Below are 13,817 nucleotides of genomic sequence, written 5' to 3'. Positions count from 1 at the left end.
GGCGTAATTGATTAGGATTCAGTCGTTAATTAAGCGAATCGTTTTTACTTCAAATGGTTGAAGGTCGATGGCTAATTCGCCATCTTGTACTGCAAGCGTAGATATATGCTCCTCTAATAAATTCGTTTCCTCTGCTGAAATTAAAGAGCTTGCTATTTGCATATTTATTTGCTCTCTACCACCACCAGATTCATAAAATCTAAGAACTAACCCACGTTCATCTCCTGCAGGTTTAATCGTATCCAATACTCCGTGTTTCCCCTCAATTTTCACAAAACTATGTTGACTAGGTAATATACCTTCATGATTATTCGTTGTTAATACACTGATTGGATGATTGAGTTCATAGCCTCGTCTTGCTATATTCGCTTCCTGCCAATTTCCCTCGTGCGGATAAATAGAATAAGTGAACTCGTGAAAACCTTGATCTGCACCCGGGTCTGGCCATTTAGATGCTCGTAGTAAAGATAATCTTAATACATTATCTTTTATGTCATATCCATACTTACAATCATTTAATAGGCTAACCCCATAATTTGCTTCTGATAAATCTGCAAAGCGATGTCCACATACTTCAAATTGTGCCTGCTCCCAACTTGTATTCGTATGCGTGGCTCGCTCCACAGTCCCAAAGGGAATCTCAAATGCGGCTCGATTCGCCAATACATCCACAGGAAAGGCTACTTTTAATAATTTATGTGCTTCTTTCCACTCTACTTTTGTTTCAAAATCAATTCTTTGTGAATCGTGATAAAAGATAATATCCTGCTCTATCATAGATTGCGATATCGACCATTTAAAACGCAAAATATCTTTGGTCTTCCCCTTTTGAATCACAGATACAGATAATAATTTCACTTGATCTGCCTGTTGCTCCGCAAACTTCGAATCGATATCCCAAGCATCCCAATACAAAGGTCGATCATGGAAAAATTGCAATTGATTGGCTGTTTCCCCAGACCTAACTACTTCGCGCTTCGCTTTTTTATCATATAAGCGCAAAATTTCCCCGTTATCATTCCACTCCACTTGATAAAAATCCGTTTCCCAATTACCATTAAATTCAATCGTTTCTATTTCTTTTTTTACATGATCTGATTTTAACCAAATAGTGCGATAGCCCATCTCTGGAATACTTGGTATATACACAGACAATTCTAGTTCTTCCCCATTAAGTTGCTGTAGATCACTAGTTAATAAAGTACCATCCTCATCGTAGGCTCCTACTTCCAATAGTTCGGATCCACCTTTAATTATTATTGTTTCTGATCTTTCCCAAGACAAACTATTAAATAATAGAACGGGTACACCATTGCCGGTAGTGTCTATTCGGCTTTCAAGAAATTGAAGCGCATTTTCCTTCTCACTGTTTCCAATCTTAAATACTTCCTGATAATCCGATTCTGACTTCACATATACATCCGGAATCGATGTCCCAGGGATGATATCGTGGAATTGGTTTAATAATAATAGTTTCCATCCCGCTTCCATATTTTCGACATTTCCTGGAGCCCCATGTAAAGAAGCAAAACTTCTCCAAATTTCAGCATCGCGATATAATACTTCAGCTTTTCGATTCCAACGTTTATTTCTTGCATGAGTTGTATATGTCCCACGATGAAGTTCCAGGTACATGTCACCATGCCAAGTAGGCAATTTTGGGTCTGCTTCTTGAATGCCGTCAAAAAATTCATGGGCAGTACTATAGACACAGCTTGGTAATCCTGGTAGATCGCTCGAGCGCTCTACATATTCAAGCATCTCTTTCGTTACACCGCCACCGCCATCACCATGCCCATACAGTAGCATTTGCTCTGGATGGACTGACTTTTGCTTATAACTATCCCAATGAAGCTGGATTTCCTTCGGATGTGTATATTCATTTACCCCATGATTAACATAGGATATAACACTCGTTCCATCAATGCCAACCCAATTAAAAAGATCATATGGGAAGGCATTCGTATCGTTCCAGTTCATTTTAGTTGTCATAAAATAATCAATGCCTGCTTTACGAAGTAGCTGTGGTAAAGATGCACAATAACCAAATGTATCTGGAAGCCACTCAATTCTTGGCTTTACTCCGAACTCTTCTTGGTAAAATTGCATTCCATAAACAAGTTGTCGTACAAGCGATTCCCCGGATGGTATATTTAGATCAGGTTCCACCCACATCCCGCCAACTACTTCCCATCTTCCAGAAGCAATATGTGCTTTCACCCTCTCATAAATATCCGGGTAATGTTCTTTTATAAACGCATACGCTTGTGGCTGACTTTGCGCATATCCGAATGCCGGAAATTGATCTAATAAAGTACTCATCGTAGAAAAGGTCCGACTACATTTTCGAACAGCTTCCTTTAACGGCCATAACCAAGCTAAATCAATATGTGATTGGCCTACCATATGAATTTTCCCATGAGAATATCCATTTAACTCTTCTAACTTGTTTAATAACCTTGCTTCAATCGATTTTACCCAAGCTTGATCTTTTAGTTTTTGTTCACTTTCATTTAAAACAAGCTCAGAAGTCTCTTTTAAAGCCTTTACAATAAAGGATTGCTTTAAATCACCAGCTGACATTGTTCGTGCCGTTTCAAAATAAACCTTAACCGTGTATAGTAAGCTCTCCACCGCAGCGTTTACACAAATTAAATCACTTTGTAGAAGGATAAGTGGAGCAGGATTATATTCTGCTGGTTCATTTTGATGATTCAATGTATCTACTGGTTGGGCGGCTGGGTTAAACAACTCGATTTTCAGATCATAAGCATGTTTTCCATCCCTATTTTTCGGAAATGGGATATAACTGCGATTCCGATCAATTCCGTGATATGGGACACCATCTATTGATAAAAGACCTTCATGGTGCGTACTTATTTCAGGTTGTCCAACTCTAAATTCTACTCCGACAGGATGATCATCCCATTCAGTTGGAACAGTAATAGACTGTTCTAAAAACATTGTTACTCCTGTAGTAATTAACTGATCTCCTACGTTAATTATTTCACTCTCTGGGTCTTCATACATATATTTAACAGGTTCCGTATATTGAGCTCGTCTAGCTGCCCATGAACCAATAATTAATGTTTCTAGCCTTTGATGTCCACTTAAATGATGAATAAAACGATTAATTCTTTGCAATGTTGATAACTTCCTTTATATGTTTTTAGGGAAACTGTTTATATAGTTCAATTAAATCGAAACACATGTGCAATTGGAGCATGTTCTCCCAATTCAGTTTCAGGAAGTTCAATGAATATTCCTTCATTCGATGAAGTATATTTAATATTTTCAGATCCTCCGACAATATCAATACTATTCACTTTGTCAGTGTATGGGATAAAAATTTCCTGTTTAATAGGTGTATCTTCGTTTTCATACATATAGAAGCAGTAAACAGTTTCGGCTTTACGTGTGAATGCAATATTCTCCTTATAGTATGGAGAACACAGTCTTGTTCCATATACGGCTTCCCCATAAACTTTCAACCAAGCACCCATTTCTTTCATTCTAGTAATCGCTCCACGAGGTAGTCGGCCATCTGGTTGTGCGGCGACATTTAAAGCCAAGTTTCCACCTTTGGAGATTACTTCAATCAACAATTGGATGAGCTCACGTGTGGGTTTATAATCATCCTCATAGCGGAATGAGAATGCTGATCCCATCGTAATACAACTTTCCCACGGCACATCCATTGGATTTTGTGGAACAGCTTGCTCAGGTGTAATAATATTTTCATAAGGTCCACCTATTAGACGGTCAGCTGAAAGTAACCACGGCTGTTTTTCGCGCGCCTTATCAACTAATTCACCAAGACGAATATCTTGCTTACTTCTTGGTGAAACCCAGCCTGCATCAAGCCAAAGCACTTCTACCCTTCCGTAATCCGTTAATAATTCCAACATTTGCTCATGAGTAAATTGAACAAATTCCTCCCAAAACTCAGGATGTTCTATTGGATCATAAGATGGGCCACGCCACATCTCTGTTCCACGTTCCATTCCTGGTTTCCAATATGTAGGTGTATGCCAATCTGCTTTTGAGAAATAGGCAGCAACCGGCAAACCTTTTGCGCGGAAAGCATCAAAAGCATGTTTTACAATATCAGCATATTTATGCGTATGAAAAGGAGAGCTGGGATCTGTTATTTTATAATCTGTTGTCTTTGTATCCCACATGCAAAAGCCATCATGATGTTTTGTAGTAAATAAAAAGTATTTGAAGCCGCCCTCTTTTGCCAATTCCGCCCATTCATCCGGCTGAAAGCGGACCGGATTAAAACTTTTATTCAGATCGAAGTACTGCTTTTTAAAAACCTCTGCATCAGACTCCCAGTCAACATCCTCCCTAGACCATTCAGCATCATGATCACTTAATGCCCAAGACTCTACTAACCCTAATTGAGAATAAGGTCCCCAATGCATCATAAAGCCAAGCTTTTGATCCTTAAACCATTCTATTTGCTCTAAAAGTACAGGATCTTCAGGCTTTACCCATCCTTTTTCATTGCTAAAATGGTGGACACCATTCTCTACTACTTTTTCCTCTTTTTCTGCTAATGCTTCAGTATTATTTTCAGCCATGAAATTACCTCCAAATAACTATTGTATATAGAACTTTCTCATAGTCATTTTAGATTCCTTTTCATTGCTTTGTAAATGTGTAAATTCCGCTCACTTTGAAAACCCTTTCTATTTCCTTTTTCTTAAAAAGACATGATCTACATAGTTATGTAAGATATTACACAGTCGTAGTGTCTATATACGCCAATACTGTAGGGGAAAGTGACTTGACATTCTTTTTTATCTTCCCTACCATTAAGGAAGACATAATGTAAAATACACTTCATAGAAAATTGGTGATAGATATGATTAATACAAGAGGCTTAGCAGGGGTATTTTTCGGCGTTTCGGAATGGATTTTCAGAGTGATGTATGTACATATTCTCTGGGTAGTATTCACTATTTTAGGACTAGGTATCTTTGGCTTTATGCCGGCAACATCAGCGGTTTTTTCGGTTATAAGAAAGTGGCTAATGAAAGAAGATGACATCTCCATCTTCCCTTATTTTTACCAAACTTATAAAAGTTCTTGGAAAAGCTCCAATCTGATAGGGCTAGTGATGTTAATCATCGGTGGCTTTCTTTATATAGACATTAAGGTTTCGCAAGAATTCTTGAAATTTGCCCCATTACATATATGTTTACTAATAATTAGCTTTGTCTTTTTCTTGACTTGTCTATACCTTTTCCCGGTTTTTTCTCACTACAAATTAAAGCCCTTACAATATATTAAACAATCATTCTTGCTTGCTTTTTCTCAGCCTTTATATACAATTTCAATGCTTCTTTGGGTTTCATGTGCTTATATCATTTATATTAAGATTCCTGTTGTATACTTTTTTATGGGCGCTTCGATATTGTCTTACCCAATTATGTGGTTCAGTTTAATGTCCTTTAATAAACTGGCGAAAAAGCAAATTCAATAATTTTAGAGAGAATATGTAGCAAGGAGAAGAAATTCCTATGAAAAAAAGATCGACTTCCAGATTGCAACTATCTTATATTATTTCATATATGTTAATTTTTATTGTCCCTTTCTCAATTATGTCACTGATCTTCTATTATAATTCAGTTAATAGTTTGAGAGATGAAATTGAAATATCCAATATAAATAACCTCAGAAACATTAAAAATATTGTTGATGATCGCATGAAAGAATTAAATGAAATCGGTGCTCTCATCTCTTATGATCCTAAATTATCGCCTTATCGTGTCAGTATGAATGAGTTCCGCCCTGAAGCAATTGATGAACTAAAAAAATACAAAGAAAACAGCGCCATTATCGATGAACTATACTTATATTATTTTAATCAAAATGAGATATTTTCAGCAGACGGTCATATGTCGGTTGATACCTTTTTAGAGTACCAATCTAGTTTACAAATTGCAGACAAAGACTTTTTTACCGAGAATTTAAGTAATATAAATATTCCAATAATTTCTACCTATGTTAAACCATTTGATGATAATCCAGCTTTTGTTTATCCTCTTCCACCCGGACCTGTTAGTTCTTTTGGTGTTGTCCTTATGAAATTGGAAGATACCTTTTTTAAAAATATGATTAATAATATTTTAGGCAGTTATGAAGGAATTGTGTTTATCTTCGATCAAAATAACGAAGTCATAGCTACCTATTCCAACGATAGTACCAAACTAAATGTAGTTAATGTGAAAAGTATTCTTGACAAAAATGCTAGTATTAGTGAATTAACTATTGATAAAGTAAATTATTCAATTTTAAAGGTTAAATCTGATACAAGTAATTGGTCCTATGTAACTGCCTTGCCTACAAATCAGTTTTTCAGTAAAGTATCAGAATTCAGAACATTCATGTTGCTTATTTTTTTATTTATAGTTATTGTCGCTTCCATCCTTTCGATATATATTGCACTTAGACAATATCATCCTATTGAAAAAATGATAGATATCGTAAAACGAAAAGACAATACATATCCACTTAGCAATAAAAATGAACTTGATAACTTGCGTATCATTATTGAAAACTTATATGCAAAACATGAAGATTTAAACAATAAATTTGTAAAACAAGAGCCTTTAGTTCGTGATCAATGTTTAATCACCCTTCTTCAAGGTCATACCAAGGCTGTTAATCAATCTAAGGAATTGTTTCATTCACTTAATCTACATTTTACGGGAGATTATTCCTTTGTGTTCGTTACATCCTTTTCAAAAGAACAATTAAGTGATATTGATATGAGGCAATTGGATTTAGCATCTAGTCAATTATTGCAGGATGCAAGGTTATATAGTGTAGAGTTAATAAATGAAAAAGTAATCGCCTACATCATTAATGGAAACATGAATAAAAAAGAGGAGAAGAAAAAGTTTCTATCCCAATTTATGCAACTACTGATGGCTAATGAAAAAAATCTATGTATAGGCGTTGGCAAAACGTATCCAGGGAAGGAATCGATTAATCGCTCTTTTATTGAAGCATCTGCGGCTTTTGAACATGGGACAGCGAATCAAATTAGAGGAGTCATACATTTTGAGGAAATCAAAGAACAGCAAGAAACAATGTGGCTTCCCAAAACTCATTTACTTAAATTAACTCAAAGTTGCAAACAAGGGAATCCCAAAATTGCAAACGAAGCGATCAAATCACTAATTGCGTGGCTAAGTGATGCACCTATTCATTTGGTCAAACATATGCAATACGACATTATCAACACAATCATCAAAACCGCAAGCGAAACCGGTATTTCTATTAATCTAAAGAAAGCAGATTATCATTTTGATGTAGGATCATTCAAACAATTTGAAAGCGATTTAGCCGAATTAGCAAAAGAAGTTTGTTTAGAAATATCACAAAAGAAAGAAAACCAAAAGAATCAATTGCAAATTGATATATTAACATATATTAATAATCATTTTCAAGACTATGCTTTAAGCCTTGAAAACATGGCACAAAATTTCAATCTATCTGCTTCTTACTTAAGTAGATTTATCAAAGATGAGACACAAAAGACATTTTCCCAATATGTTTGGGAATTGCGGCTCGCTGAGGTAAAGAAACAATTAATCGAAACCAACTCTCCAATTAAGGAAATTATCTCCGAAGTTGGTTATATTGACGCTCCAAACTTCACTAGAAAATTCAAAAACTCAGTTGGATTAACACCTAGTGAGTATCGGAATATACACTCTAAAGCAAAATAGGTTATTCTAAAACTATATAAATTGTTTCCACCAATTAGTAATCTTGAGCTGATAGCGCCTGAAGTTGGACAAAGAAGCACTTCTAGTCAAATTAAATTTATAATAATTTTATGCTTTCTTTTCTTTTAAAATAGATCCTAAACTCCTCTAGTTTATCTCTGAAGTTAGGATCTATTTAATTTTCTATACTGCCCTGGCGGAACGCCTTCTATCTGTTTGAATTTCCGAGTGAAATTGGCAACATCCTTGTATCCTACATTCATTATTATTTTTTCAATTGTTTTATCCGTCTCTCTTAATTGTTTTTTCACTTCGCTCATTCGGAGTTTCACTACATATTGTGTAAATGTTTCACCAGTTTGTTCTTTTATAAATTTACTTAGATAAGGAATCGACAATTCAAATTTTGTAGCAATTACTTCCAGACTTAAGCCATACTCTTTATAATGTGAATCAATATAATCCATTATCCCTATTCGTAATTTTTCATTATGGCTTTCTTTTTTTGCCTCAACCTTTTTACAAATTTGTAATATAACCGTTGTAAGTCGATTATTTAATTGCTCAACCGAATTAAAATCAGCAATACCTTTGAAATCCCCAAAATCCTCCGTCATTCCCAATTCTATTCCTGTTTTGATAACTGTGTTTGTAATATCGAAACAAATACATTTTAATACATGTATTGATAACTCTGTTTTGCCTAAACTAGCAAATATATTTTGCAATGTTTCTATCGCGACAACTTGATCACCCTGTTTCAAACTTTGAGCAAGTTTTATTTGGTCTTCCTTCGGATAACCTAATGATTTTTCGGTTGAAGATCCTAATTCTTCAAAGTAAACAATGCTGCCTTGTGGTACTGAAAGTTTATATTCCATTGTAGCAAGCGCTTCAATATATGAACGATTAATAAAACTTTTTTTATCGTATATGGTTCCAACTGCAACGATCAAAGGATCTGTTAATGAAGTTTTCTTTATATATTGTTGGATTTGCCTAGCAAATATTCGCCGTTCCTTTTTTACATTTTCAGTCTTCTTATTAATATTGATAATTAGGGCAATTGCATCATTATAAAGTAAATCAACCCCATATGCTGTCGCATTCGAGAAAGAAATTTCCGATAACAAATTTATTAAATGCTCTCTTTTTTTTATATATTCTTCCTCACATCCTACTTCTGCCAATTCAATAATAGCAACAAAATAAAACCCATCATTCATTTTAATATTTAGCGCATGCAGCATTGAATATATCTCTGAATTATTTTGGAAATCTCCCTTTAGCAATTTTGCCAATAACTTTTCCTTTGCGTACGGCATTTGTAAATCCAATGTTTCCGTTATGCTTTTATGGTCTTTATATATACTAGTAATCCTATTTCGTATGGATTCTATTTCATTTTTCCCATCCAAGACAGTGTCTTTCCGATCATTCATTTTTGTTAATTCAAATAAACTTTGAATTGGCTTATATTGTTTTTGACCAAATAAAAACGCGATCACAAAACCTAGTAACAATAAACTGATTAGAAGTAACACAATGAATGTCTCCATATGAACAACCCGTTCAAAAAATTGATTAGTATTCATTATTGTAAAAAAGGTCCAACCGCTGACTTCCGATTTAACCGATACTACTGAATATTCTTTTCCCTTTAGCTGAATTTTATTAACCCCTTGCGTATTAAGAATTGACTCATCCAGGTTATCCAGTTCTATTTTCTGATCATTCATTGCTGATACAATCATATGGCTGTTTTCATCGAGAATGTACGTATTTCCTTGATAGTCACCTAGAATATTTTCAATAAGATTTGTTAATACAGTTTCTTCAACGAAGTACATAACAGTTCCGTATGGTTGGGGGTTATTTGGGGCGATTGGGTATAAAAAGGCAATAATCCTGTCATGAACACTTTTATTAAGAGTGACATCCCCAGCTGGTTTGATCATCGCCTTGGTGGTATACAAATCGCTGACCAGGTCCTCTTTCTCCCATTTTTTAAATTGATACATTTTTTGAGTCAAGGTATCCAAAGAGGATAAACCATTGGAGGAATATATATAATTTTCATTGTCATAAAAGTAAACAAATATTTCTTCTATGATCGAACTGTTGTCCTTATACTTTTTTAATTCTTCCCTTGCTTCTCCGCTATAATAATCATGACTCATCATATAAGGCGTTAAACGAGGATCATGCGATATCCTGAATGTTATTTTTTCAAATTCATTCATGCGCTCATTAGTCATATTTTCGATCTGCTTTAATTTATTTATATTAGACTGTTCAATTTCCATACGCAGGCCTGATACAGAATTATGATAAATAAAAACACTCATGAATACGACAGGAATTAGAAATACCAACAAATTAGATATAACATATTTATAGACTAATCGGTTCTTTAACTTTTTACTCCTAAAAAACACTTTAATCTTCCTCCTTCCTACTTGGAAGTCTTAGGTTGAATTCTTGCCTTCTATTCCACTAAATGCACGGTAGGCAAACCACATAAGCGGATACGCGATAATGGCAGAGCCTGCAAAAAACAGAAGAGGCGGTATCAAGTTGAATAAATAATAGAGAAGGACTAAGCTAACTATCATTGCTATTGTCTCAAACGGTCTGGCAAGTGAAATAAGAAAAGATTGTTTTATATATTTAAATATTCTGAAATCGTATCGTACAAAAACAGGGAAATAGTATAATACTGTGATAAAGTATAAAAAGCAAACAACCAGGAGAACTGCATGAATATAGAATGATTGTATCATTTGTTTAGAAATTGTTAAATCAATATATAAAAATATTCCTAAACTAGCCATTAGCAGCCCTAGAACATTTGACTTTAGAAAATACTTCTTATAAGTCGAAAAAAAGGTGTAAAAAATAGAGGTTTCACGATCACCCTCTATCGATTTACGAATCACGGAAAACAATGCTGTCGTAGCTGGCATGACCCCAAATAATACGAATCCTAATAGCGTGAAAAGAACCCAAAGTATATGCAAATACATGACTTTTGCCAACCAACTTCCAATATCGTAAATCCATTTTAATATACCATTTAAATTTAACATAACTAGCATTCTCCTCTATATCCCCATATATAAGTGAGGGTATCCACCTTTGATGCTCAGTATAAAACACACATCCCTCACCTTATTTGCCATAAAAATCACGAGAAAAAAGAGAAGAATGTGTTAATATGATGCAAATTAAAAGACAATTCAACGTTTCAAATGTTCATCAACAGTATATTAATCTTTTCTTTTTCTATTTCTCTTATCTTCAAATAGAGACTTTTTTCATATCTTCATTCCATTTTAATAGATCTTCTTTCATTTGTTCTACTAATTCTTGATTTTGCTCAGCAAGGTTTGTTCGTTCACTTGGATCATCTTTCAGATCAGATAAATGAATACTAGACTCAACCTTAGTATCAAAATCTAGTTTCCCATTTAATACGAGTTTCCAATTCCCTTGTCTGACAGCTAGTTGCTCATTATATTCCCAAAAAACTTGTTTATGTGGGCTTATTCCATCTCTTGTTACCATTTCAACAATGTCTTTACCGTCAAAGGCATCTTCTGAGTATGGCTCTTTAGCTAATGACAAGAAAGTCGGAAAGATATCCATCATTACTCCAAGTTCTTCTGATATCTGTCCCTTCGATATGACCGCAGGGTAACTTAAAATTGCAGGTTCTCGGATTCCTCCATCAAATAAACTAGCTTTATGGCCCCTGAATATACCGGCACTTCCTCCGTAATAACGATCTTCTGTTCCATCTAGCCAATTCCGTACTTCAGCCGAAGGACCATTATCGCTAGAGAAGAAAATTACTGTATCTTCGTAGTTTCCTGTCTTTTTGAGGGTGTCAACAATATGACCAACCCCCTCATCCATAGCAGCGATCATAGCCGCCATCACTTGACGGTCCCATGGTAGATGTGAAAAACGTTCCATATACGTGTCTGGAGCATGCATTGGGTAATGTGGAGCATTATAAGGTACATACATGAAAAATGGGTTCTCTTGATCTTCTTGTTTTTCAATAAATGTAACAGCCTTTTCTGTAATCAATTCTGTCAAATATTCGCCGTTACTCCACACTTCTTGCTCATTATGCCAAAGATCATGTACTGGTGGGCTTTCATAATAAAAAATATGTGAATAGTAATCAACACAGCCAGCACGAAAACCAAAAAATTCGTCAAAGCCATGTGCATTCGGCCCAGTATCTAAGGAAGCACCCAAATGCCATTTACCAAACATAGCAGTGTTATAGCCGATTGATTTTAGTTTTGTTGCAAGGGTCTCAGTAGTCGTTGGCAGTCCCGTTGCTCCTCTTTTTCCACTAAGTATACTGGTTATCCCAGTTTTTGAAGGGTATTGGCCAGTTAACAAAGAAGCACGTGATGGCGAACATACTGGGGAATTCGAATACCAATTCGTGAACTTAACACCTTCTTCTGCTAGTTTATCAAGATATGGAGTTTTCACATGTTCCGATCCGTAACATCCCAAGTCACCATATCCCAAATCGTCACAATAAATAATAATAAAGTTTGGCTTTTTCAAAACGTTAACCACCTTCACTTTCTTAAGAGAAACTTTCTACTATATCTAATTTATTTTGTCGTCACATGCGTAGATCTTTGTATTGCCCTAAAACCCGATCATTATGTTTTTCCATCCACGTTGCCAAAAGTTCTCTCATTGATAGGAGGATGTTATTAAACGTAGGATTATCGACCTCGTTTATCATTTCATAGGGATCATTTTGTAGATCATATAATTCATCTGTATCTCCACAATTAAAAACATATTTTATATGCCCTTTTCGGATCATACGCTGAGTATACAGAATTTCAGAAAGTCCATTTCCTTCAGTGACAATATGATCAGGCCAATCACTAACATTTTCATTATTTACTAGAGGAACAAACGACCTTCCATCACGATGTGCCTCCTCCTTAGATATTCCAGCCCAATCTAATATACTTGAGTAAAAATCACAGGTTCCAACAAAACGCTCTTCGTATCTTGTCTGTTCCATTTTATTTTGGGGCTTAACAATAAGTGGAATATGGCAAGTTTCCTCGTACATAAAGAAATTTTTATCACATAATCCACCGTGGATACCTAAGGATTCTCCATGATCCGCGGAAAAGATAATGATTGTATTATCATACAGATTATGCTCTTGTAAATAAGCGAGTAATCGACCAATTTGCTCATCAATCAAACTTGTATTAGCAAAATAATGCTTTACATACGGCTCAAACGTTTTCCATTCATTAGACTTTGCCCTTTTCAAGTTATGAATGGCAGGCTTATTAGTAGTAGATTCTTCATAAAAATTAGTCCATGGTTCAATGTCCATATCACGATAAAGATCTAAATGTTTAGTTGGAGCAACATATGGTTCATGCGGACCCCAAAAGTTTAATTGAAAGTAAAAGGGATCCGATCTTTGACGGAATTGATCAATATAATGAATCGCCTGGTCTGTTAAAAAGTATTCTACAGTTGTTTCAACCGGAGAAACGACTTCTGCCGCCCAATGCCCTTTGTAATGGCCAGATATTTTATTTTCCAGCTTAACTTCTAGCCTTTTTTCATTTAAATATTCTTGGTATTGAGAATATGTATGCCCGCCACCACCATGTCCAGGAAAATCATCACCTTCATATCCAACCTCAGTAGGTCCGGGTCCAAGGTGCCATTTCCCTGTATAACCAATGCTGTAATTTTGCTCTTTCAGTTTGTTGCTGAGCAACTTTGGTGAATTCGGTAAGGCGTCATATTTACACCCTGGTTCAGAAGTATTGTTTCTCATTTCATGATTATGAGGATACAATCCAGTTTGAAGTGATGCACGGGCTGGTGTACAAACAGGGCAACTAGCATATGCATTATTAAAGACAACACTTTCCTCTACCAGACGGTCTATATTTGGTGTTTTACTTACTTTTCCTCCATAAGCTTTTAAAGTATCAATACGCTGTTGATCCGTTAAAATAAAAATAATATTCGGCTGTTTATTAAGCATTATTC

The 13,817-nt window shown here is 35.2% G+C and carries 8 protein-coding genes; 2 read left to right on the top strand and 6 right to left on the bottom strand.

What is annotated here, in order from left to right; all coding sequences use genetic code 11:
* Positions 1 to 18: 18 nt before the first annotated feature.
* On the bottom strand, positions 19 to 3,144 hold the full coding sequence (locus MHB53_RS22205; RefSeq protein WP_340922524.1) for an alpha-mannosidase: 3,126 nt from the start codon (positions 3,142 to 3,144) through the stop codon (positions 19 to 21).
* A 47-nt stretch (positions 3,145 to 3,191) separates the two neighbouring features.
* Entirely contained in the window at positions 3,192 to 4,586 is a 1,395-nt protein-coding gene (locus MHB53_RS22200; RefSeq protein ID WP_340922522.1) for an alpha-L-fucosidase, read from the bottom strand.
* A gap of 284 nt (positions 4,587 to 4,870) precedes the next feature.
* Here MHB53_RS22200 and MHB53_RS22195 point away from each other — a divergent pair, with 284 nt between their 5' ends.
* Both MHB53_RS22195 and MHB53_RS22190 read left to right on the top strand, forming a co-directional pair.
* Entirely contained in the window at positions 4,871 to 5,491 is a 621-nt protein-coding gene (locus MHB53_RS22195; protein WP_340922520.1) for a YesL family protein, read from the top strand.
* 37 nt (positions 5,492 to 5,528) lie between these two features.
* Positions 5,529 to 7,745, top strand: coding sequence for an AraC family transcriptional regulator (locus tag MHB53_RS22190; protein WP_340922518.1), 2,217 nt, complete (start codon positions 5,529 to 5,531; stop codon positions 7,743 to 7,745).
* A gap of 164 nt (positions 7,746 to 7,909) precedes the next feature.
* Here the strand turns inward: MHB53_RS22190 and MHB53_RS22185 are convergent, their stop codons facing one another.
* The 4 genes from MHB53_RS22185 to MHB53_RS22170 form a co-directional block, all read right to left on the bottom strand.
* The gene (locus tag MHB53_RS22185; RefSeq protein ID WP_340922516.1) at positions 7,910 to 10,183 is read right to left on the bottom strand and encodes an AraC family transcriptional regulator; all 2,274 of its coding nucleotides are present in this window, start codon (positions 10,181 to 10,183) and stop codon (positions 7,910 to 7,912) included.
* A 30-nt stretch (positions 10,184 to 10,213) separates the two neighbouring features.
* Positions 10,214 to 10,834, bottom strand: coding sequence for a YesL family protein (locus MHB53_RS22180; RefSeq protein WP_340922514.1), 621 nt, complete (start codon positions 10,832 to 10,834; stop codon positions 10,214 to 10,216).
* Between the two features lie 211 nt (positions 10,835 to 11,045).
* A complete protein-coding gene (locus MHB53_RS22175; RefSeq protein ID WP_340922512.1) occupies positions 11,046 to 12,338 on the bottom strand; it encodes a sulfatase family protein in 1,293 nt (430 codons plus the stop codon).
* Between the two features lie 61 nt (positions 12,339 to 12,399).
* Positions 12,400 to 13,812 carry a sulfatase-like hydrolase/transferase gene (locus tag MHB53_RS22170; RefSeq protein ID WP_340922510.1) on the bottom strand — a complete coding sequence of 471 codons (1,413 nt, stop codon included), beginning with the start codon at positions 13,810 to 13,812 and terminating at the stop codon, positions 12,400 to 12,402.
* Between the last annotated feature and the right edge of the window lie 5 nt (positions 13,813 to 13,817).

This window comes from Bacillus sp. FSL K6-3431 (assembly GCF_038002605.1).
Classification (GTDB): domain Bacteria; phylum Bacillota; class Bacilli; order Bacillales; family Bacillaceae_C; genus Lederbergia.
The sequence above is the reverse complement of the archived record's forward strand: the minus strand, read 5'-3'. Positions and strand labels throughout refer to the sequence as shown.

What these genes read in the sequence shown, in the direction of transcription:
- MHB53_RS22200 (WP_340922522.1), bottom strand. Translation starts at nt 4,586, where the DNA reads ATGGCTGAAAATAATACTGAAGCATTAGCAGAAAAAGAGGAAAAAGTA.
- MHB53_RS22195 (WP_340922520.1), top strand. Translation starts at nt 4,871, where the DNA reads ATGATTAATACAAGAGGCTTAGCAGGGGTATTTTTCGGCGTTTCGGAA.
- MHB53_RS22180 (WP_340922514.1), bottom strand. Translation starts at nt 10,834, where the DNA reads ATGTTAAATTTAAATGGTATATTAAAATGGATTTACGATATTGGAAGT.
- MHB53_RS22170 (WP_340922510.1), bottom strand. Translation starts at nt 13,812, where the DNA reads ATGCTTAATAAACAGCCGAATATTATTTTTATTTTAACGGATCAACAG.
- MHB53_RS22190 (WP_340922518.1), top strand. Translation starts at nt 5,529, where the DNA reads ATGAAAAAAAGATCGACTTCCAGATTGCAACTATCTTATATTATTTCA.